The 19792-nt window shown below is 72.1% G+C and carries 15 protein-coding genes and 1 riboswitch; of the genes, 8 read left to right on the top strand and 7 right to left on the bottom strand.

Translation table 11 applies throughout. The annotated features are described in order from the left end of the window. Positions 1-14: 14 nt before the first annotated feature. A complete protein-coding gene (locus BM314_RS18630) occupies positions 15-482 on the bottom strand; it encodes an NUDIX hydrolase (RefSeq protein ID WP_091681320.1) in 468 nt (155 codons plus the stop codon). Between the two features lie 104 nt (positions 483-586). Then, positions 587-780, top strand: a riboswitch (cobalamin riboswitch). A 284-nt stretch (positions 781-1064) separates the two neighbouring features. Here BM314_RS18630 and BM314_RS18635 point away from each other — a divergent pair. Together BM314_RS18635 and BM314_RS18640 are read left to right on the top strand one after the other, a co-directional pair. After that, positions 1065-3248: a TonB-dependent receptor gene (locus tag BM314_RS18635; RefSeq protein WP_091979460.1), complete on the top strand. Its 2184-nt coding sequence runs from the start codon at positions 1065-1067 to the stop codon at positions 3246-3248. After that, entirely contained in the window at positions 3242-4702 is a 1461-nt protein-coding gene (locus BM314_RS18640; RefSeq protein ID WP_091979461.1) for a peptidase, read from the top strand. Before BM314_RS18635 ends, BM314_RS18640 begins: the two co-directional genes overlap by 7 nt. Positions 4703-4776: 74 nt before the next feature. On the opposite strand, the gene BM314_RS18645 is transcribed toward BM314_RS18640, so the two are convergent. Together BM314_RS18645 and BM314_RS18650 are read right to left on the bottom strand one after the other, a co-directional pair. After that, a complete protein-coding gene (locus BM314_RS18645; protein ID WP_244539975.1) occupies positions 4777-5682 on the bottom strand; it encodes a helix-turn-helix domain-containing protein in 906 nt (301 codons plus the stop codon). Between the two features lie 287 nt (positions 5683-5969). Next, entirely contained in the window at positions 5970-8114 is a 2145-nt protein-coding gene (locus tag BM314_RS18650; protein WP_170868143.1) for a TonB-dependent receptor, read from the bottom strand. 185 nt (positions 8115-8299) lie between these two features. Between BM314_RS18650 and zigA the strand changes: the two genes are divergently transcribed. Next, complete coding sequence (gene zigA, locus BM314_RS18655) at positions 8300-9520, top strand: zinc metallochaperone GTPase ZigA (protein WP_091979464.1); 1221 nt, start codon at positions 8300-8302, stop codon at positions 9518-9520. A 9-nt stretch (positions 9521-9529) separates the two neighbouring features. Here zigA and BM314_RS18660 read toward each other — a convergent pair whose 3' ends face one another. From BM314_RS18660 to BM314_RS18670, 3 genes are all read right to left on the bottom strand, one after another. After that, on the bottom strand, positions 9530-10102 hold the full coding sequence (locus BM314_RS18660) for a MarR family winged helix-turn-helix transcriptional regulator (RefSeq protein ID WP_244539976.1): 573 nt from the start codon (positions 10100-10102) through the stop codon (positions 9530-9532). Positions 10103-10237: 135 nt separating this feature from the next. Then, positions 10238-10627, bottom strand: coding sequence for a response regulator (locus BM314_RS18665; protein ID WP_020093672.1), 390 nt, complete (start codon positions 10625-10627; stop codon positions 10238-10240). A gap of 134 nt (positions 10628-10761) precedes the next feature. Beyond that, positions 10762-12027 carry an adenosylmethionine--8-amino-7-oxononanoate transaminase gene (locus BM314_RS18670; protein ID WP_091979467.1) on the bottom strand — a complete coding sequence of 422 codons (1266 nt, stop codon included), beginning with the start codon at positions 12025-12027 and terminating at the stop codon, positions 10762-10764. Positions 12028-12117: 90 nt separating this feature from the next. Here BM314_RS18670 and BM314_RS18675 point away from each other — a divergent pair, with 90 nt between their 5' ends. The 3 genes from BM314_RS18675 (at position 12118) to BM314_RS18685 (ending at position 14870) form a co-directional block, all read left to right on the top strand. Further along, entirely contained in the window at positions 12118-13236 is a 1119-nt protein-coding gene (locus tag BM314_RS18675; RefSeq protein ID WP_091979469.1) for an aminotransferase class I/II-fold pyridoxal phosphate-dependent enzyme, read from the top strand. 258 nt (positions 13237-13494) lie between these two features. Beyond that, positions 13495-14004, top strand: a complete 510-nt coding sequence (locus BM314_RS18680) for an OsmC family protein (protein WP_091979470.1) — start codon at positions 13495-13497, stop codon at positions 14002-14004. 11 nt (positions 14005-14015) lie between these two features. Continuing rightward, positions 14016-14870: a class I SAM-dependent methyltransferase gene (locus BM314_RS18685; RefSeq protein ID WP_091979472.1), complete on the top strand. Its 855-nt coding sequence runs from the start codon at positions 14016-14018 to the stop codon at positions 14868-14870. Between the two features lie 156 nt (positions 14871-15026). On the opposite strand, the gene BM314_RS18690 is transcribed toward BM314_RS18685, so the two are convergent. Further along, the gene (locus BM314_RS18690; RefSeq protein ID WP_091979473.1) at positions 15027-16625 is read right to left on the bottom strand and encodes a gamma-glutamyltransferase family protein; all 1599 of its coding nucleotides are present in this window, start codon (positions 16623-16625) and stop codon (positions 15027-15029) included. Between the two features lie 122 nt (positions 16626-16747). Here BM314_RS18690 and BM314_RS18695 point away from each other — a divergent pair, with 122 nt between their 5' ends. Beyond that, the gene (locus BM314_RS18695) at positions 16748-18193 is read left to right on the top strand and encodes a carbohydrate porin (protein WP_091979475.1); all 1446 of its coding nucleotides are present in this window, start codon (positions 16748-16750) and stop codon (positions 18191-18193) included. A 57-nt stretch (positions 18194-18250) separates the two neighbouring features. Beyond that, on the top strand, positions 18251-19786 hold the full coding sequence (locus BM314_RS18700; RefSeq protein WP_042674088.1) for a cation:proton antiporter: 1536 nt from the start codon (positions 18251-18253) through the stop codon (positions 19784-19786). The last annotated feature ends 6 nt before the right edge of the window (positions 19787-19792 follow it).

Here is a 19792-nt window from a genome sequence, read left to right on the forward strand (position 1 = left end):
GCCGGCCCGGTCCGTCAGGGCTCCGCGCGCCACGCGTCGCGGAGGCGGGCCTTCAGGCCGGCGGGGAAGAGGTCGGGACCGCCCGGCACGTCGAGCCCGTCCAGATCGCACCACCGCGCCACGCAGGCGGTGCCGGAATCCTCGTGGAACACGAATCGCTCCTGCCCGTCGAACCGCCCCGGCGGCAGGGCGACGGGGAACAGGAACAGCACCTCGTGCCCGACCTGCCCCTCGTGCGTGAAGATGTTCTCCATGACGCGGGGGCCGCCGAGCACCGAGACGGTGACGCCGAGCTCCTCTCGGAACTCCCGGATCAGGGCGTCCTCGACCCGCTCGCCGAACGCGACGCTGCCGCCGAGCGGCCGGACGCCTTTCAGCCGCCCGTCATCCGCGCGGACCTCGGCCACGAGCAGGCTGTTGCCGCGCCGGGGCAGACCCAGTGCCTTCACGCGTATCTCCGCAGGGGGCCGCCAGACCGTCATCCCGCAGGGGCTAGCCCGTCGTCGGCGAGGCCGCAACGGACCGGCGCACAGCGCGCCGATCCACGGCAACAACCGGACACACGGTTGACGCCCGCCCCCGCTACGGCCAAGCTGTGTTCGACGGTTCCCCTCGGGGATCAAAAGGGAACGCGGTGAGGGGTTCGCCCCGAAGCCGCGGCTGCCCCCGCAACTGTAAGCGGCGAGCCCTTCACCACCACGTCACTGGGTCACCCCGGGAAGACGGTGCGAGGGCGGCGACCCGCGAGCCAGGAGACCTGCCGTCAGCCGTGGTCACACGCGAAACGCGCCGGGCGGGGTGTCCTGGCGGGTGTCGAGGCGCCGCCAGTCCCGAGGGGAGGCGGCCGCCGAGGCCTCGTTCGCGGTGACGTGCCACAGCAAGCGCGCCCGCGACGCCGTTCCCCATGCCCGTTTCCGCTGTCCCGACTCCCTTGAGCCCTGTGGCAGGACGCCGTCGCGCGCCCGCACGGGCAGAGGCTACCGGACAGCGGGCGCATTGTAATGTTATTACAATGCTTGTAGGACGCGGGGGCCGGCGCGCGCCGTGCACGGACCACTTTCCCCATGTCTCCATCGACCCATCGCTCCCGCCCCGGCGGGCGGGCCCCCCTCTGCGGCGTTCTCCTCGCGCTCCTCGCCAGTCCGGCCGCCGCACAGGAGGCGGTCACGCTGGATGAGCTGTCGGTCGCGGGCGCGGGCGGCGACCCGGGCCGCCTCCCGCCGAACGGGCTCAACCTGCGCACGCCCGACCGGACCGCGAGCCGCCTCGGCCTGACGCCGCTGGAGACGCCGGCCAGCCTCGACATCGTGTCGGGCGAGACCGCGCGGCTGCGCGGCCAGGACACGATCGCCGAGGCCGTGACTCAGGACGCGACCGGCATCACCACCATCGCGGCGCCCGGCAACGGCAACGGCGCGTTCACGTCCCGCGGCTTCGCCGGCCCGAACTCGATCCAGCAGCTATACGACGGCACGCGCTTCTACGTCGGCGCCAACACCGTGACCTTCCCGTTCGACACGTGGAACGTCGAGCGGATCGAGGTGCTGCGCGGGCCGTCCTCGGTGCTCTACGGCGACGGCGCCATCGGCGGCGTCATCAACGTGGTGCCCAAGAAGCCGGTCTTCGTGCCGATCAACGCCGCCCGCGCGGTCATCGGCACCGACGGTGTCGCGCGGCTCGCCCTCGATTCCGGTGGCCCGCTGGGGCAGGCGGAGTACGGCGACACCTTCGCGTACCGCCTCAACGTCAGCGGCAATCGCGCCGACGGCTGGATGCGGCCGGAGGGCGATTTCCGCAACCTCGCGGTCTCCGCCGCCCTGCTGTTCCGGCCGAGCGCCGACCTCGCCTTCACCCTGAGCCACGATCTCGGCTACCAGGAGCCCGCCCGCTACTGGGGCACCCCGCTGGTCGAGGGACGGATCCCGGATCTCATCCGGTTCAACAACTACAACGTCCGCGACGCGAAGATCACCTGGGCCGACAACTGGACCCAGCTCAAGACCGAGTGGTCCCCCTCGGCCGACATCACGATCCGCAACACCGCCTACCGGCTGACCAGCCGGCGCCACTGGCTCGACGTCGAGCAGTACAGCTACAACCGCGGCACCGGGCTCGTGGACCGGGGCGACTACCTGGAGATCTACCACAGCCAGGAGCAGGTCGGAGACCGCCTCGACGCGACGTTCCGGGGCAGCCTGTTCGGGCTGCCGAACCAGTTCGTGGCCGGCTTCGACGTGAATCACATCGACTTCCGTCACACCAATAACTTCTACTTCGACCAGACGACGAGCGTGCCGCTCACCGGCTACGATCCGGGCCTGTTCCCGCAGAACGGCCGGGCGCGCCCGGCCTACGCGACGCAGACGAGCCAGGCCTCGGTCTTCGCCGAGGACCGGGTGATCCTGTCGGACAAGCTGTCGTTCCTCACGGGCGTGCGCCTCGACGTGCCGACGCTGAACCGCGAGGACCTGCAGACGGGATCGCGGTTCGAGAAGACCTATCGGGCGCTCGGCTACCGGTTCGGCCTCGTCTACAACCCGACGCCGGACAGCGCGCTCTACGCCCAGTACAGCTTCGCCACCGACCCGGTGAACAGCCTGATCACGCTGTCGCAGTCGCTGGCGGGCTTCAAGCTCGCGACCGGCGATCAGGTCGAGATCGGCGCCAAGGGGCTGGCCTTCGACGGCGCCCTCGAATGGACCGTCGCGGGCTACCGGATCGTCAAGGACAACCTGATCTCGGCGATCCCCGGCCAGCCGACGCTGTCCACGCAGGTGGGGAGCCAGTCCTCGCAGGGCTTCGAGCTGGCGCTCGGCTGGCGCTTCGCGCCGGGCTGGCGGCTCGACGGCAACCTCGCGCTCCTCCACGCGCAGTACGACCGGTTCGACCAGACGGTGAACGGCGCCACCGTCTCGTATGCCGGCAACCAGCCGATCGACGTGCCCGAGCGCGTGGCCAACCTCTGGCTGACCTGGGACGTCACCCGCGACTGGACCGCGCGGGTCGGACTGCAGAACGTCGGGCAGGTCTACAGCGACTTCGGCAACACGGCGCGGCGCCCCGCCTACAACCTCGTCAACGCGGTCCTGGACCATCAGGTGACGGCGGATTCGCGCCTGTCCGTGCGGGTCTACAACCTGTTCGACAAGGTCTACGCGATCTCGGGCAACGCCGTGAACGGGGTCGGGACCAACTGGCTGCTCGGGCGCCCGCGCTCGGTCGAGGTCGCCTACACGGTGACGTGGTGAGCCTGCCGCGCCGGCTCGGCAAGGCGGGACGGCGCTGGCTGCTCCTGTTCCACCGCTGGGCCGGGATCGCCGCGGGGCTGTTCTTCGCGCTGTGGATCGGCTCCGGGCTGGTGATGCTCTACGTGCCGTTCCCGGCGCTCACCGGGGCCGAGCGGCTGTCGCGGCTCGCCCCGATCGCCTGGGATCAGGTCGCGGTCGCGCCGGACGCGGCGCTGCGGGCCGGCGGGCTCGCCGGCGTGCCGGCCGCCTTCGGCCTGGAGATGCGGGGCGACGAGCCGGTCTACCGGATCGCCGGCCACGACGGCGCCCGGGTGACGGTCTCGGCACGGACCGGCGCGCGGCTCGTCCCGCTGACACCCGCAGACGCGCTGCGTGTCGCGGCCGGTGGTGCTCCGGCTGCGCAGTCCGAGTTGGTCGCGCGCGACCAGTGGACCGTCACGGCCCGCTACGACCCGCTCCGGCCCTTCCTGAAGGTGGCCCTCGGCGACGCCGCGGGGACCGAGCTCTACGTGTCTGCGGTGACCGGCGAGATCGCCCTCGACACGACACGCTTCGAGCGGGGCTGGAACTGGGTGGGTTCGGTGGCGCACTGGATCTACCTCACGCCGCTGCGGGCCCGGCCGGAGCTGTGGCGGACGATCCTGTTGTGGCTCTCGGGTTTCGCCGCCCTCGGCGCGCTGAGTGGAGGCGCGATCGGGATCTGGCGCCTGCGCCTTCGGCGGCGCTACGCGGCCGGGGCGGTCACGCCCTATCGCGGGCTGGCGCGCTGGCACCACCTGCTCGGCCTCGCGGGGGGCCTCGGCTTGAGCACGTTCATCGTCAGCGGCTGGATCTCCATGAACCCGAACCGCTGGTTCAGCGCGACCAGCCCGCCGGTAGCGTTGCGCGCCGCCTATGCCGGAACCCCGCCGGCGCTCGGCCTCGATCCGCACCGGCTTCGCGATGGCGCCGTGCCGGATACGCGCACCCTGCGCTTCGCCGCCATCGGCGGACGCTGGTGGATCGTCGCCGAGACGGCGGACGGCCTCCGGACGGTCGCAGCGGACGGCGCGACCGCCCTCGACGCGCGCAGCATCGCGGCGGCCGCGGCAGATGGTTTCGCGGACGGTCCCCTCCGGTCGATCCGCCCGTTATACGCCTACGACGCCTACTGGTATCCCCACGGGGCCGACCCACGGCCGCTTCCGGTGCTGCGCCTGCGCTTCGGCGACGCGGCCGCCACGTGGCTCCACGTCGATCCCAGGGACGGCACGATCCTCCAGCGCCTGGACCGCTCGGGCCGGATCAACCGCTGGCTGTTCGACGCCGCGCACCGGCTCGACCTGCCGGGGCTCACCGGCAACCGCCCCCTGCACGATACGGCCCAGTGGGTCCTGAATCTCCTGGCGGCGGGCATCGCGGTCACCGGGATCGTGGCGGGCTGGCGCAGGCTGCGTCGGACGCTGTCCGCCTGAGGTCGGTTTCAGCGTGTGCTGTCGAGCGGTCGAGATCGGCCCGGCGGTGGCTTCCGATCCGGTCGTGCTGCGCATCAGGACGACAGACCGGAGGCGGACGCAGATACCTCCACGTCCGGCCTGTGCGCCTGTCGGTATTCACGGGGGCTCACGTCGTAGCGATCCTTGAAGCGGCGCGCGAAATGCGCCTGGCTGCTGAAGCCGCAGCCATAAGCCAACAGGCCGATCGACAGGGCGGCGCAGGCCGGGTCGGTCAGGCGTTTGGCTGCCACCTCCAGTCGGCGTCCCCAGATGTAGTCGGAGATGTGCCGGCCGCGCTCATGAAACAGCTCCTGCAGCCGCCGCAACGACACGCCCATCGCGGCGGCGAGCCGGGGCGGGTCCAGGTTCGGGTCGCTCAGGTTCGCCTCGACATAGGCCTTGGCGCGCTGGACCGTGACGTTGCCGTGGATGGAACGGGGTACCTCCTGCGCCATCCGTTCGGCGAGGCTCGCCACGATCAGGTCGACGCCGATCGATGCCATGCGCTCGGCCGCGTCAGGGGTGAGGCGATCGCTGACCCGGACGAGTTCCTGAAGGTACGAGCCCGTCAGGGTCGTCGAGGCGAGGTCCGCTGCGGCCGTGAGCGCGGTGTAGAGCCGGGACGGGCCCAGAACGGTCTCAAAACGCTGGCGCGGCAGATCGATGACCAAGGAGTCGCCGGTCTCCGCCTCCATCACGGATGAACTCGAGTCGAGCAAGATGAGGTCGCCCGGCTTGGTCTTCGCCTCCCGGTCAAGCTGCTGGATTGTATCCCGTCCGGACAGCTTCAGGAGCACGAAAACCCGATCGGGGTTCCCGCGGCGTCGCGCTTCGGCGTCCGTGATTCTGGTCCGCACGGTTGTGTGCCAGAAATGCGAGATCGGCATCGCGCCGATACACGTCACGTCCAGCCGTCCCTGGAACGGGAGACCGTCCGGCGTCTCGATCTCGGCAGGCACGAGCCGCTCGCAGACTAGTTCCCGCCATTGGCGGACCGCGTTTCTGGGATGAATCCCATCTGTCGAGAAAAACGGTTGCATCCGCCGCCTGGGCACCCCTGTCGCCACCCGGTGGCGAAGATCGGGAACCCCGGCGTTTATTGTATATAATCTACCTTCACAACAGGTTAGACGGGGGACAAGGGGCGGAGCAGCGGCGCCCGGCCAAACAACGCCGTCCGGAAGCGGACCGGCGATGATCCATCCCTCTCGAGCATCATCACGATCACGCGGCCTGATGTCCGACCCTAGAACCGCGCCGTCAGGAACAGCCGCACGTTCCGCCCCGGCAGCAGGATCTCGTCCTTCTTGAACGAGGTCGAGTTGCGGATATCGTCGTTCAGGAGGTTGCGGCCCTGGAGGCCGAGGGTGATCGCGCTCGCCCCGTAGACCGCGGGATCGACGGCCTTGGTGTAGCTCAGCTCGGCGCGCAGGTCGTCGTAGCCGGGGGTCGGCGTCTCGTACACCGCCGTGGCGTCGTGGCTGAAGGCGTGGAGCAGGTTCACCCGCGCGAACCATCCGTCGGCCCGCAGGTAGACGCCGCCGCCGAGCCGGTAGGGCGGGATGCGCGGCACGTTCGCGCCGTTGTCGAACTGGGCGCGGACGAAGTCGAACTGCGCCTCGACGCCGGCGAAGCCGTTGCCCACCGGCACGAGGTCGTACTGGCCGATGATCTCGGCGCCGTAGAAGGTCGCGTTCTGCTGCTGGTAGACGATCTGCCGGTTGTCGGTGCCGACGCCGCAGGAGGCGAAGTCGTCGTCGCAGGTCAGACCCGTGTAGTTCCGGTAGATGAAGCCGGTGTAGCGGGTGAAGTAGCCGGTGGCGTCCAGACGGAAGGGCCCCTCGGCCCGCCGGATGCTGGCCTCGACGGTCCGGGCTCGCTCCTTCTTGAGGTTCGGGTTGCCGATCTCGAAGGTCGCGGTGGCGTCGTGCGGGCCCTGCGAGAACAGCTCATAGCCCGTGGGCCCGCGCTCGACGTAGGAGCCGGTGAGGCTCGCCACGAAGCCGTAAGGCAGGTCCTGCAGGGCGCCGATGCTGGCGCTCTTCGGGGCGAAGCGCCGGGTGCGCGCGTACTGGAACGGCTCCTGTCCGTCGACCGGCACGTAGTCGGCGGGGAACTGCGCCGCCGTGCTCGAGAGCCGGTCGACCTCGTAGCGCCCGGCCGCCTGCAGCCGCGTGCCCGGGCGCAGTTCCAGCTCCTCGAAGAGGTATACCGCGTTCGCGCGCGACTCCGTCTTCGGCAGGAACGATTCGAGTTGCGTGTTGATCACGCGCCGGTCCGACTGGAAGCCCAGAGCGCCGGTGAGCCTGCCGAACTCCGTGATGACCGGGACGTGCTGGAGTTCCAGGCGTCCCTCGGCCTCGCGGTTCTTGAAGATCGCCTGGACGCCCTCGATCCCGTCGTCGCCGATCCCGACCTCGTTGTGGCGGTAGACCGAGTAGCCCGCCCAGTAGCGGATCACCTCGAAGGGCCCGTCGAGCGGACGGTACTCGCCCCGCGACAGGACCCGGTCCTGGTTCGGGGTCAGGCGGGTCCGGTCCTGCTCGGCCACGCCGCCGGGGATCGCGTAGACCGCGTCGTAGTGGCTGAAGGAGATGCCCACGAAGCCGCGGTCGCCGATCGCCGAGATGCCGACCGCGCCGCCCTGCGACTCGTTGTACGAGTTGCGCTGGATCCCGCCGGGGATCGCGTAGCTGTCGTTGGCGGTCTTGAAGCCGTCGGCGTGGACCGCGATGCCGTCGCCGCCGGCGTCCACCGTGGCGGCCCCGAGCCGGCCGTTATCCACGCTGGAGAAGCCGCTGGTGACCTGCCCCTGCACCCCGTTCGCCGGGATGAAGGTCGGGACCCGGTTGTTGTCGGCCGAGACGACGCCGCCGATGGCCCCCGAGCCGTAGCGCAGGGTCGCGGGACCGCGGATCACCTCGATCCGGTCGGAGACCAGCGGGTTCACCGGCACGGCGTGATCCTCGCCGAGGTCGGACACGCCGCCGTTGACGATGCCGTTCTCCTGGATCCGCACCCGGGCATTGTCGAGGCCGCGGATGATCGGTCGCGAGGCCGCACCCGGCGCGTAGGTCGTGCCCGAGATGCCCGGACGGTCGAACAGGGCGTCGCCCAGGGTCCGGGGCTGGTCGCGCGCGATCTGGTCCTGGGTCACCACCGTCACCGGTGAGAACGTGTTGGTCGCCACCGGCAGGACGCCGATCGGCACCGCCGCATCCGCCGCGACCGCGCCGCGCGACGGCTGGATCGGGCTCGGGCTGGTGACGCTGATCTCGTCGAGGGCGACGGCCTGCTGCGCCCGCGCGGCGGAGGGCGTGAGGAGGCCGGCGCAGACGGTCGACGACAGGACCGTGCTGGCGAGGAAGCCGAAGCGGCGCGAGGGAAGCATCGAGACTCACACAGTGTTATATCGTTTCATTGTTGCGGTGCCTCGGTCCGGTGCAAGCGTTAATCCCGCCGGTGTCGGACACGGCCGAGAAACGTTACATCGTTGCAACAGCGATCCGGGCGGCGCGCCCGCACAAGCTCAAGACGCCGGTTGACTTTGAAACGTTATAACATTTTGATCGCGTCATGACTCAGCGCGACACCCGCCTTCCCGTCACCGTCCTGTCCGGCTTCCTCGGGGCCGGGAAGACGACACTTCTCAATCACGTGCTCACCAATCGCGACGGCCGCCGCGTCGCGGTGATCGTCAACGACATGAGCGAGGTGAACATCGACGCGGATCTGGTCCGCGCCGGGGGCGCCGACCTGTCCCGGACCGACGAGACGCTCGTCGAGATGACCAACGGCTGCATCTGCTGCACCCTGCGCGACGACCTGCTCGCCGAGGTCCGGCGGCTGTCGGAGACGGGGCGGTTCGACTACCTGCTGATCGAGGGGACCGGCATCGCCGAGCCGCTGCCGGTCGCCTCGACCTTCTCGTTCCGCGACGAGGCCGGCCGCTCCCTGTCGGATCTCGCCCGGCTCGACACGATGGTCACGGTGGTCGACGCCGTGAACCTGCTGAAGGATTACGGCTCGTCGGCCTTCCTGCGCGAGCGCGGCGAGACGGCGGGCGCCGAGGACACGCGCACGCTCGTGGACCTGCTCGTGGAGCAGATCGAGTTCGCCGACGTGGTGGTCATCAACAAGGCGCGCGACGTGCCGGCCGAGCACCTCGCGCTGGTGCGCTCCGTCGTGCGCGGCCTGAACGCCGATGCCCGCATCCTCGAGACCGATCACGGGCGCGCGCCGCTCGCCGAGATCCTCGACACCGGCCTCTTCGACGAGGAGAAGGCGCAGCAGCACCCGCTCTGGTTCAAGGAGCTCTACGGCGCCCACGCGCACGTGCCGGAGACCGAGGAGTACGGCATCGCCTCTTTCGTCTACCGAGCCCGGCGGCCCTTCGACCCGGAGCGCTTCAACGCCTTCGTCAACGCCACGTGGCCGGGTCTGATCCGCGCGAAGGGCCATTTCTGGCTCGCGACCCGGCCGGACTGGGTCGGCGAGTTCTCCCTGGCGGGCGCTGTGGCCCGGGTCTCGGCGATGGGGTTCTGGTGGTCGGCCGTGCCGCGGCGGCGCTGGCCGGAGGCGCCCGAGTTCCAGGCGCGGCTCCGGGACGTCTGGAGCGAGGTCTGGGGCGACCGGCGCCAGGAGCTGGTCTTCATCGGCACCGGCATGGACGCCGCGGCGCTCACGGCAGCGCTGGACGCCTGCCTGCTCGAGACCGGCGCGGACCGGGCGCCGTTCGATCCCGCGCCCTATCGCAGCCTGCCGGACCCGTTCCCGGCCTGGCGCCGCGCGGCCTGAGGGCGACGGTCAGGTCGCCAACGCTTCCGCCTCGTCCTCGGCCTCGATCTCGGCATCCGCCTCGGTCGTCTGACCGGATGCGCCGGCCGCCTCCGCGAGGCCGCGGGCCGCCTTCCGCAGGAGCTTCCGGAGGCGGCGGCGGTCGGTCTTGTCGAGGTGGTCGAGCAACTCGGCCTCGACCTCCTCCTGGATCCGCTCGATGGCCTCGGCCTTGGCCCTGCCGGTCTCCGTGAGCTGGACCCGCACCACGCGGCCATCGCCCGATTCGGCCCGGCGCTCGACGATGCCGAGGGCCGCGAGCCGCGTGACGGTCTTGGAGGCGGTGGGCGGCCGGACGCGCAGCAGGGCGGCGAGATCGCCCATCGTCATCGTGCCGGCCGCGGCGAGCGCCTGCACCACCTGCTCCTGGCCGGCGAACAGGCCGAGCTTGGCCAGACGGTCGCCGGTCCGTGCCCGGTGCAGGCGCGCCGCCTGCACCAGCGCCCAGCCGACGCTGCGCACGCCGGGTGGCCTCAGCTTCTTGGACGGGAGGCCAAGCAACGCGGCCTCGTCCTGATGATCGCGCTTCTGCTTGTCGCCCACCGGAGCGCCCGAATTAGAGCCGGCGGCCGCCGGACGATCCTGAATCTGCACCGTCCACCCCCATCAAGCGGCCGCCCAGGTCCCTGTGGCGCCGACCGGTGACGGTGCGATGACGGGGCTGGCGCGGAGGCCCGCTCAGCAGTGCATGAGACGCTGGAGACGGTCCAAGATGTCCTCGCCGGTGCAGGGACGGGCGATGAACTCGGCATGCTCGGGCATGCGGGCCGGGTCCGGGGCCGCGCGCCCGGACACGATCAGGATCGGCAATTGCGGCCGCGCCTCGGCCACGGAGCTCGCGAGGTCGAAGCCGTCGGTCTTGCCCGAGAGCTGCACGTCCGTGACCAGCCCGCAGATGTCCGGGCGCGCCTGCAGGATGCTGAGCGCCCGCTCGGCCGAGGCGCACTGGACGGTGTCGTAGCCGCCTTCCTCCAGCACGTCCCCGAGGTCCATGATCGTCAGCGCCTCGTCCTCGACGAGGAGGATTACCGGCCGATCGCCGCTCGAACCCGTCTGCTCGCTCGCCACTGTGTACTCCCTTCGGCAGCACCCGGCCGCGCGGGCCGCCGCACGCATCTCCAGCCGTAGGCCCAACGGCAGAAACGGTCCCGGGTTGCAGGCCGGCACGGGGGCTCGTCACGGGAAAGTGGAACGCGCGGCCCTCATGTCGATGCCGGCGCCAGCTCGGTCACCACCCCGGCGACGGCCTCGACGAGCCGGTCGAGATCGGCCGCACCGATCGTGAGCGCGGGGGTGAGGTAGACGATGTCGCCGAAGGGCCGCACCCAGACGCCGCGGGCGAGCAGTTCCGCCTTCAGAACGGCCAGATCGGGCGCCCGCGCGAACTGGACCGCGCCGATGGCCCCGAGGACCCGGACATCGGCCACGCCGGACACACGCCGCAGCGGCTCCAGCCCCGCGGCGAGGCGCTCCGCGATGGCGCGAGCCTGGCTCAGGCGCGGCTCGGTCTCGAACAGGTCGAGGCTGGCATTGGCCGCCGCGCAGGCGAGGGGATTGGCCATGAAGGTCGGGCCGTGCATCAGCGCCGCCGCCGGATCCTCGGACCAGAACTCCGCGAACACCTCCGTGCGGGCGATCGTGGCGGCGAGCGCCATCGTGCCGCCCGTGAGCGCCTTCGACAGGCACAGGATGTCGGGCACGATCCCCGCCTGCTCGCAGGCGAACAGGCTGCCGGTGCGCCCGAAGCCGGTGAAGATCTCGTCGGCGATGAGCGGCAGCCCGTGGCGGCGCGCCAGCCCGGCGACCGTCGCCAGCACCTCCGGCGGGTGCGTCCGCATCCCGCCGGCACCCTGGACCAGCGGCTCGACGATCACCGCCGCCAGGGTGTCGCGATGGGCCGCCAGGGCCACGTCGAGCGCCGCGGTCTCGGCCGCGCTGCGCGGCAGGTCGCAGAAGATCTGGCCCGGCAGGTAGGCGCCGAAGCGGCGATGCATGCCCTCCTCGGGGTCGCAGACCGACATCGCCCCCATCGTGTCGCCGTGGTAGCCGCCGCGGAACGCGAGGACCTTCGTCCGCCCGCTGACCCCGCGGTTGATCCACATCTGCGCCGCCATCTTGAGCGCGACCTCGACGGCGACCGAGCCCGAATCGCTGAGGAAGACGTGGTCGAGATCGCCCGGCAGCAGGGCGGCGAGCCGCCGGGCCAGGGCCTCCGCCGGCGCGTGGGTGAGGCCGCCGAACATCACGTGGGGCATGCGCGCGAGCTGGTCGGCCACCGCGCCCGCTATGTGTGGGTGATTGTAGCCGTGCACCGCGGTCCACCAGGAGGCGATGCCGTCCACGAGCTCGCGCCCGTCGGCGAGGCGGATGCGGGTGCCCTGGGTCGCGACCGCCTCCAGGGGCGGCGCCGCGCGGCGCATCTGCGTGTAGGGCCGCCAGAGATGGCCTGCGGGCGTTGCGAGGGTCATGCGCCTGGCATGATGTGGCCTCGGACGGGGGTCAAGGACCGGCACCCGCCGCTTGACATTGTCCGCGCGGCACCGCCCATCCCCGTCTCCATGGACAGCCTCGACGCCTTCGCCACCGGGAAACTCGACGCCCTCGAGGCCGGCAGCCTGCGCCGCAAGCTGGTGCCGACGGAGCGCGGCGCCGGCGCCGCGGCGGCGCGGCGGGGACGGGCGCTCGTCTCCTTCTCGTGCAACGACTATCTCGGCCTCTCGCATCACCCGCGGGTGATCGCGGCAGCCCAGGCCGCGGTCGCGAGCCACGGCGCGGGGGCGGGCGGGTCGCGGCTCGTGACCGGCGACCACCCCTATCTCGGCGCCCTGGAAACCGGCCTCGCGCGCCACAAGGGCACGGAGGCCGCCCTGGTCTTCGGCAGCGGCTACCTCGCCAATCTCGGCATCACCCCGGCGCTCGCCGGGCGGGGCGACCTCGTCCTGCTCGACGAGCTGTCCCACGCCTGCATGTGGGCGGGCGCGCGGCTCTCGGGCGCGCGGGTCCTGACCTTCCGCCACAACGATCCCGGCGACCTCGCGGCGCGGCTCGCCGAGCACCGGCCGCACCACGGGCGCGCCCTCGTGCTGACCGAGCGCGTGTTCAGCATGGACGGCGACCGGGCGCCCCTCGGCGACATCCTGGGCATCGCCGAATCCTTCGACGCCTGGACGCTGGTGGACGACGCCCACGGCATCGGTGTGGTCGAGGACGGACCGCGGGCGCCCCTGGAGATGGGCACCCTTTCGAAGGCGCTCGGCTCGTACGGCGGCTATCTCTGCGCCTCGCGCCCGGTCATCGACCTGATGACGAGCCGTGCCCGCAGCTTCGTCTACACCACCGGCCTGCCACCGGCCTCGGCCGCCGCGGCCCTGGAGGCGCTGGCGATCCTGGAGGCGGAGCCAGAGCGCCGGGCCCGTCCGCTCGCCCTCGCCCGGCGCTTCACCGCCCGCCTGGGCCTGCCGGAGGCCGAGAGCGCGGTCGTGCCGGTCCTGGTCGGCGAGGCGCAGGCGGCGCTCGACATCTCGGCGGCGTTGGAGGCGCAGGGCTACCTCGTGGTGGCAATCCGCCCGCCGACCGTGCCGGCCGGCACCGCGCGGCTGCGGGTCGCCTTCTCGGCCGCCCACGACGAGGCTCAGGTCGACGCCCTCGCGGAGGCCGTGGCCGCCCTGATCGGTTGAGCGCGGGCGCTTCTCGGTGATCGCGCCGATTCTCATATCTGCGGGCCGAACAAGCGGCTGCGGACACCGTTCGTCTCTGCGAGCGCAGCGAAGCTAGGCAGGGCGGCACGACCCCTGGGATCGTGGCGCCACGCTGGATTGCTTCGCTGCGCTCGCAAAGACGGTGAGGGCGTCGCGACAACCTGCTAAGGCGTTTCGCGCATCGAGAACCCGATCCGGCTGCCCGAGGTCGGGCGACATCATCGAGAGGACGACGCCATGGACGCCACCGCGCTGCGAGCCCTCCAGGCTCCGATCAAGGACAAGTACCGCACCGCGCCGGACGCGGCGGTCATCACCTTGAAGGCCAGGGGCACGCTGGACGACACCAAGATCGCCTGCAAGGTCGAGACGGGCCGCGCCATCGCGGAGGCCGGGCTGCATCCGGCCACGGGCGGCTCGGGCGCGGAGCTGTGCTCGGGCGACATGCTGCTGGAGGCGCTGGTCGCCTGCGCGGGCGTGACGCTCAAGGCGGTGGCGACCGCCCTGGAGATCCCGCTGCGCGCCGGCACGGTCAGCGCCGAGGGCGACCTCGATTTCCGCGGCACCCTCGGGGTCGACAAGGAGGCGCCGGTGGGCTTCCGCAACATCCGCCTGTTCTTCCAGCTCGACACCGACGCGCCGGAGGACAAGCTCGCGCAGCTCCTGAAGCTGACCGAGCGCTACTGCGTCGTGTTCCAGACCCTCAACCACAAGCCGGAACTGTCGGTCGCCGCGACGACGGCCTGACGGAGCGCACCATGGCGGGCGGCATCACCCAGGCCGAGTACTGGAACGGCGAGGTCGGTACGCGCTGGGCGCGCAATCAGGCCGTCCTCGACGCGATGTTCGTCCCGCTGACGGAGGCGCTCTTCGCCCGCGCGGGGCTCGCCCCGGGCGAGACGGTACTCGACATCGGCTGCGGCGCGGGCGCCACGACCCTGGAGGCCGCGCGCTGGGTCGGGCCCGCCGGGAGCGTGACGGGCGCCGACATCTCGGCGCCGCTCCTCGCCGTGGGGCGGGAGCGCGCCGAGGCGGAGGCCCCCGCGAGCGTGTCGCTCCGGTTCGTCGAGGCCGATGTCGAGACGGCCGATCTCGGCCGGTTCGACCACGTCGTGTCGCGATTCGGCGTGATGTTCTTCGCGGATTCCGCCCGCGCCTTCGCCAACGTGCGCCGGATGCTCCGGCCGGGCGGCCGGATGATCTTCCTGTGCTGGCGGCCCCTCGCCGAGAACCTGTGGGTCGGCGTGCCGCGCGACGCGGTGCTGCCGCTCCTGCCGGAGGTGCCGCCGCCGCAGCCCGACACGCCGGGTCCGTTCCGCTTCGCCGACGCCGACCCGCTCGTCGCGCTCCTGCGCGGGGCCGGGTTCGACGCCGTGACCTGCGATGCCCTCGACCGGGACATCGTCCTCGGGCAGGGCGAGACCGACGCGGCGGCGGTCGCGGCGGCCACCCACGTCGCCCTGAACCTCGGCCCGAGCTCCCATCTCGTCCGCGAGGCCGCGCCGGATCTCCGGGCGCGCGCCGAGGCGGCCGTGGCGGCGGCCCTCCGGCGGCACGCGGCGGGCGGCGCCGTGCGCCTGCGCGCCGCCTGCTGGCTCGTCCAGGCGGGATAGGTTCCGCGCCGCTGCTCGCTCTCACCGTCTTCGCGAGCGGAGCGAAGCGATCCAGCCCGCGCGACGATCCCGGGCGTCCCGCTGCCCTGGGTCACTGCGCTGCGCGCGTGATGACGAACGGCGCGACGGCCGCCGAAGGGTCGATCGGAAACGGTCTCAGAGACCCAGCGCGCCGCCGTCCGAGCGCGGGTCGTGGGTCGCCTCGATCCGCCCGTTCCGGGGATGGCGGACCAGCATGCCGGCATGGCCGAGCGAGTCGATGTAGGAGCCGCCGAGTTCCTCGATCTCGTGGCCGAGTCGGCCGAGGGCCGCGATGCAGGCCGGATCGAACCGATCCTCCACCTTCACGCTGAGGGAGGGCGCGCCCCAGGTGCGCCCGTAGAGCAGGCGCGGCGCGTCGACCGCGTCCGCCACCGACATCCCGTAATCGGCGTAGCGGGTGAAGATCTGGGCCTGGAACTGCGGCTGCCCGTCGCCGCCCATGCTGCCGTAGCTCATCACCCGCCCGTCGTCGAAGGCGGCGAGCGCCGGGATCAGCGTGTGGAAGGGGCGCCGGCCCGGCTCCAGGGGATTCACGGCCTTCGGGTCGAGGGAGAACGACATGCCCCGGTTCTGCCAGCAGATGCAGGTGGCGGGCAGGACCGTGCCGGAGCCGTACTCCCAGTAGACCGACTGGATGTAGGAGACGGCGAGGCCGTCCTTGTCGATGGCGCCCATCCAGACCGTGTCGCCGTGACCGGGATCGGGCAGGGGCACCCGGGCGGCGCGGCCCATGTCGACGAGCGCGGCCTCGCGGGCGAGCCGGTCCGGGGTCAGGAAGGTGGCGGGATCGTGCCGCAGGCGGGCGAAATCGGTGATCACCCGGTCGCGGATCGCGAAGGCCCGCTTCGTCGCCTCGATCAGCCCGTGGTAATGGGCCGTGGTCTCGGGCTCGGCGATGTTGAGACGGTCGAAGATCCCGAGGATCAGGAGCGCCGAGAGCCCCTGGGTCGGCGGCGGGAAGTTGTAGAGCGTCGCGTCGCGGCGGCGGATCGACAGGGGCGCCCGCTCGACCGCCGCGAAGGATTCCAGATCCGCCCGGGTGACCGGCGCGCCGAGGCGCTCCAGGTCGGCGGCGATCTCCCGGCCGATATCGCCGCGGTAGAAGTCGCCGAGGCCCGCATGGGCGAGCTGCTCCAGGGTGGCGGCGAGCAGCGGGAGGCTCCGGGTCTCGCCGGCCGGGAACGGCTTGCCGTCCTTCAGGAACGTCCGCGCGAAGTTCGGGGCGTCGTGGAGGGTGTCGAGTTCCTGGGGCACGTAGCGCGCCTCCGACGGGGAGACCGGGACGCCGGCCCGCGCCTGCGCGATCGCGTCGGCCAGCAGGGTCTCCAGCGGGAGGCGGCCGCCCAGCGCCCGCGCCAACTCCAGGGCGAGGCGCCAACCGCCCACCGCGCCGGCGACCGTCACCATCGCGTCGGGGCCGCGGGCGGGGATCGCGTCATAGCCCTTCTCGCGGTAGCGCGGGATCGTGGCGAGGCGCCCGGCCGGACCGCAGGCCTCGATGCCGCGCACCCGCCCGCCGCGCTCGCGCACCAGCCAGAAGCCGTCGCCGCCGATGCCGTTCATGTGCGGGTAGACCACCGCGATGGAGGCGGCCATCGCCACCATCGCCTCGATGGCGTTGCCGCCCTGCGCCAGGACAGTCTGCCCCGCCTGGGCGGCGAGGCTGTGGGGCGCGGCGACGGCGGCGGACGTGAAGACGGGGGTCTCGGGCATCGACGGTCCTGTGGTGTACCGGCCGCAGGGTTAGGCGAGCGCGCGGCTCCTGCAAAGGTCGAGCGTGTTCGACCAGCACGCCGTGCTATTCTGCGGCCCGTACTGTCGCCGACAAGCGGCCCATGGTCCGGAAGCTCATAGCCTCGTTTGCCCTGGCCCTCTCGGCCGTGCCCGCCGCGGCCCAGCAGCACGTGCCCTCGGTCTTCGAGGGCGCGGGCGCCGATCCGCGCGTCTCGGTCTCCCAGCCGGAGACCACCAGCCAGGCCTCCGGCGGCTACGTCCGCTCGGTCGAACCCTCGCTCGGCCCGCTCGGCGATCCGCTGGGGATCCGCCCGGTCCTGAAGGAGCGGGGCATCGAGTACAGCCTGACCTACATCGTCGACGTGCTCGGCAACCCGGTCGGCGGCCTGCGGCAGGGCGCGATCGTCGAGGACCGCCTCAACCTGCGCCTCAACCTCGACCTCGACCGGCTCGCGGGCTGGCAGGGCGCGACGGTCCACGCCAACGCCTACTTCATCCACGGCACCGGCCTGTCGCGCTACTATGTCGGCAACCTGCTCACGACGAGTGTCATCGAGGCGCTGCCGTCGACGCGGCTCTACGTTCTCTGGCTCGACCAGAGCCTGATGGACGGAAAGCTCGGGATCCGTATCGGCCAGCAGGCCGCCGATACCGAGTTCTTCGTCAGCCAGACCGCGACCCTGTTCGTGAACTCGACCTTCGGCTGGCCGGCCATCACCGGGCTCGACCTGCCGAGCGGCGGCCCGGCCTACCCGCTCGCGGCGCCGGCGATCCGGGCCAAGTACGTGCCGGGCAACGGCTTTTCCCTGCAGGTCGGCCTCTACGACGGCGATCCGGCCGGCGCGAACCGCCCCGGTCGGGATCCGGAGGCGCAGCGCCTCGACCGGACGGGCATGAATTTCCGCCTGCGCGATCCGGCCCTGGTCATCGCCGAGGCCACCTACGCGTACAACATCGCGCCCGGCGCCCGGGGATTGCCCGGGGACATCACCCTCGGCGGCTGGCAGCATTTCGGCCGGTTCGACAGCCTGCGCTTCGACATCACCGGCGTGCCGCTGGCCGACCCGAACGCCACCGGGATCGGCCGGCCGGTGCGCGGCAATGCCGGCCTCTACGCGATCTACGACCAGACCCTCTACCGGGAATCCGGCAAGGACGACGAGGGCCTGGGCTTCTTCGTGCGCGCCGCGTGGTCGCCCACCCGCTCCAGCCTGATCGACGCCTACGTGGATACCGGCCTCGCCTACAAGGGCCTGCTCGACGGGCGCGACGACGACACGGTCGGCCTCAGCTTCGCCTACGCCCGCATCGGCGACGACGCCCAGCGGGCCGACCGGGACACGATCCTCTACACCGGGATGCCGATGCCGCGCCGCCGCGCCGAGGCGGTGATCGAGGCGACCTATCAGGCGGTGGTCGTGCCGGGCTTCACGGTGCAGCCCGACGCGCAGTACGTCATCCGGCCGGGCGCCGGCGTCGCCGGTCCGGACGGGCGCCGGCTGCGCAACGCGGCGGTGCTCGGCCTGCGCGCGACCGTGCAGTACTGAGCCGGCCTGCGACCGCGGCACCCGGAACGCTCCCGGGCCTCCGCCTCTTTCAACAGCATGTTGATTTTCGAGTGGGTCGTCGGCGTCCTGTTCGGCGCCGTCCTCCTGGCCGGCGTCGCGCGCCGGCTCGGTGCGCCGTATCCCGCCTTCCTGGCGCTGGGCGGCGTCGGCCTCGCCTTCGTGCCCGGCGTCCCGAACCTGCGGCTCGATCCCGAACTGGCGCTCGCCCTGTTCCTGGCCCCGGTCCTGCTCGATGCCGGGTTCGATGCCTCGGTGCGGGACCTGAAGGAGAACTGGCGCGCGGTGCTCGGGCTCGCGGTCGGGGCCGTGGCGGTGACGACTGTCGCGGTCGCGGTCGTGGCGCGGCTCGTCGTGCCGGACATGCCGCTCTCCGCCTGCATCGTGCTCGGCGCCGTGGTCGCGCCGCCCGACGCCGTGGCGGCGCTGGCGGTGCTCAAGCACGCGCCGATGCCGCACCGGCTCGCCACGATCCTGCGCGGCGAGAGCCTGCTCAACGACGCGGCCTCGCTGCTGATCTACCGGCTCGGCGTGACGGCCGCGATGGCCGGCACCTTCCACCCGGCGGAGGTGGCGCCGGCCTTCCTCCTGGGCGTGGTCGCGAGCCTCGTCGTCGGCCCCTGCCTCGGCCTGCTGTTCGTGGCCGTGACCCGGCGCGTGACCGATCCGGCGAGCGCGATCGTGCTCCAGTTCGTCGCCGCCTTCGGGATCTGGCTCGCCGCGGAGAGGCTGGAGCTGTCGGGGGTCCTGACCATCGTGACCTTCGCGGTGACGGTCGCCCGCCGGGCACCCGGCGTCACCGCGCCCCGCGCCCGGGTGATCTCCTACGCGGTCTGGGACACGGCAGTGTTCGTGCTCAACGTCCTGGCCTTCGTGCTGATCGGCATCCAGATCGACCCGATCCGGGATCGGTTGAGCGGCGCGGACGCGTGGCAGGCGCTGATCCTCGCGGGCGCGACCTTCGCCACCGTGGTCCTGACCCGCCTCGCCTGGGTGATGCCGACCACAGGGATCCGCGGGTTCGGCCTTCGGCAGGCCGGCGCCCCGGCGCGGCTGGGCCCTGGGATCGCCCTGTCGTGGGCGGGCATGCGCGGGATCGTCACCGTGGCGGCCGCCCTGGCGCTGCCCGCCGAGTTCCCGCACCGGGATCTCGTGGTGGTCACCGCCTTCGTCACGGTGCTCGGCACCCTGATTATCCAGGGCCTGACCCTGCGGCCGCTGCTCGCCCGTCTGCGGCTGGAGGACGATGATCCGGTGGGCCGGGAGACCGGTTGGGCCCGCGCGGCGGCCTACGAGGCCGCCCTGGAGAGCCTCGCCGACGCCGAGAACGAGCCGGCGACCGACGCCCTGCGCGCCGAGTTCCGCGCGGCCCTCGCGGAGGCCGAGGCGCACGACGAGGGCTTGGCGCCGGAGAGCCTGCCGGCGGATGCCGCGCGGCGGCGCGCCGTCGAGGCCGCCCGCGACGCGGTGCTCGCCCTGCGCCGCCAGGGGCGGATCGGCGACGACGCCTACTACCTGCTGGAGGAGGAATTCGACTGGGCCGAACTCAGCGCGACCCCGCGCGCGGAGACCTGAGCGCGC

Source organism: Methylobacterium sp. 13MFTsu3.1M2 (assembly GCF_900112625.1).
Classification (GTDB): Bacteria; Pseudomonadota; Alphaproteobacteria; order Rhizobiales; family Beijerinckiaceae; genus Methylobacterium.

Excerpts from the sequence above, each read along its gene's own strand:
- BM314_RS18630 (WP_091681320.1), bottom strand. The coding sequence starts at position 482 with ATGACGGTCTGGCGGCCCCCTGCGGAGATACGCGTGAAGGCACTGGGT.
- BM314_RS18635 (WP_091979460.1), top strand. The coding sequence starts at position 1,065 with ATGTCTCCATCGACCCATCGCTCCCGCCCCGGCGGGCGGGCCCCCCTC.
- BM314_RS18650 (WP_170868143.1), bottom strand. The coding sequence starts at position 8,114 with ATGCTTCCCTCGCGCCGCTTCGGCTTCCTCGCCAGCACGGTCCTGTCG.
- zigA (WP_091979464.1), top strand. The coding sequence starts at position 8,300 with ATGACTCAGCGCGACACCCGCCTTCCCGTCACCGTCCTGTCCGGCTTC.
- BM314_RS18670 (WP_091979467.1), bottom strand. The coding sequence starts at position 12,027 with ATGACCCTCGCAACGCCCGCAGGCCATCTCTGGCGGCCCTACACGCAG.
- BM314_RS18675 (WP_091979469.1), top strand. The coding sequence starts at position 12,118 with ATGGACAGCCTCGACGCCTTCGCCACCGGGAAACTCGACGCCCTCGAG.
- BM314_RS18680 (WP_091979470.1), top strand. The coding sequence starts at position 13,495 with ATGGACGCCACCGCGCTGCGAGCCCTCCAGGCTCCGATCAAGGACAAG.
- BM314_RS18685 (WP_091979472.1), top strand. The coding sequence starts at position 14,016 with ATGGCGGGCGGCATCACCCAGGCCGAGTACTGGAACGGCGAGGTCGGT.
- BM314_RS18690 (WP_091979473.1), bottom strand. The coding sequence starts at position 16,625 with ATGCCCGAGACCCCCGTCTTCACGTCCGCCGCCGTCGCCGCGCCCCAC.
- BM314_RS18695 (WP_091979475.1), top strand. The coding sequence starts at position 16,748 with ATGGTCCGGAAGCTCATAGCCTCGTTTGCCCTGGCCCTCTCGGCCGTG.
- BM314_RS18700 (WP_042674088.1), top strand. The coding sequence starts at position 18,251 with ATGTTGATTTTCGAGTGGGTCGTCGGCGTCCTGTTCGGCGCCGTCCTC.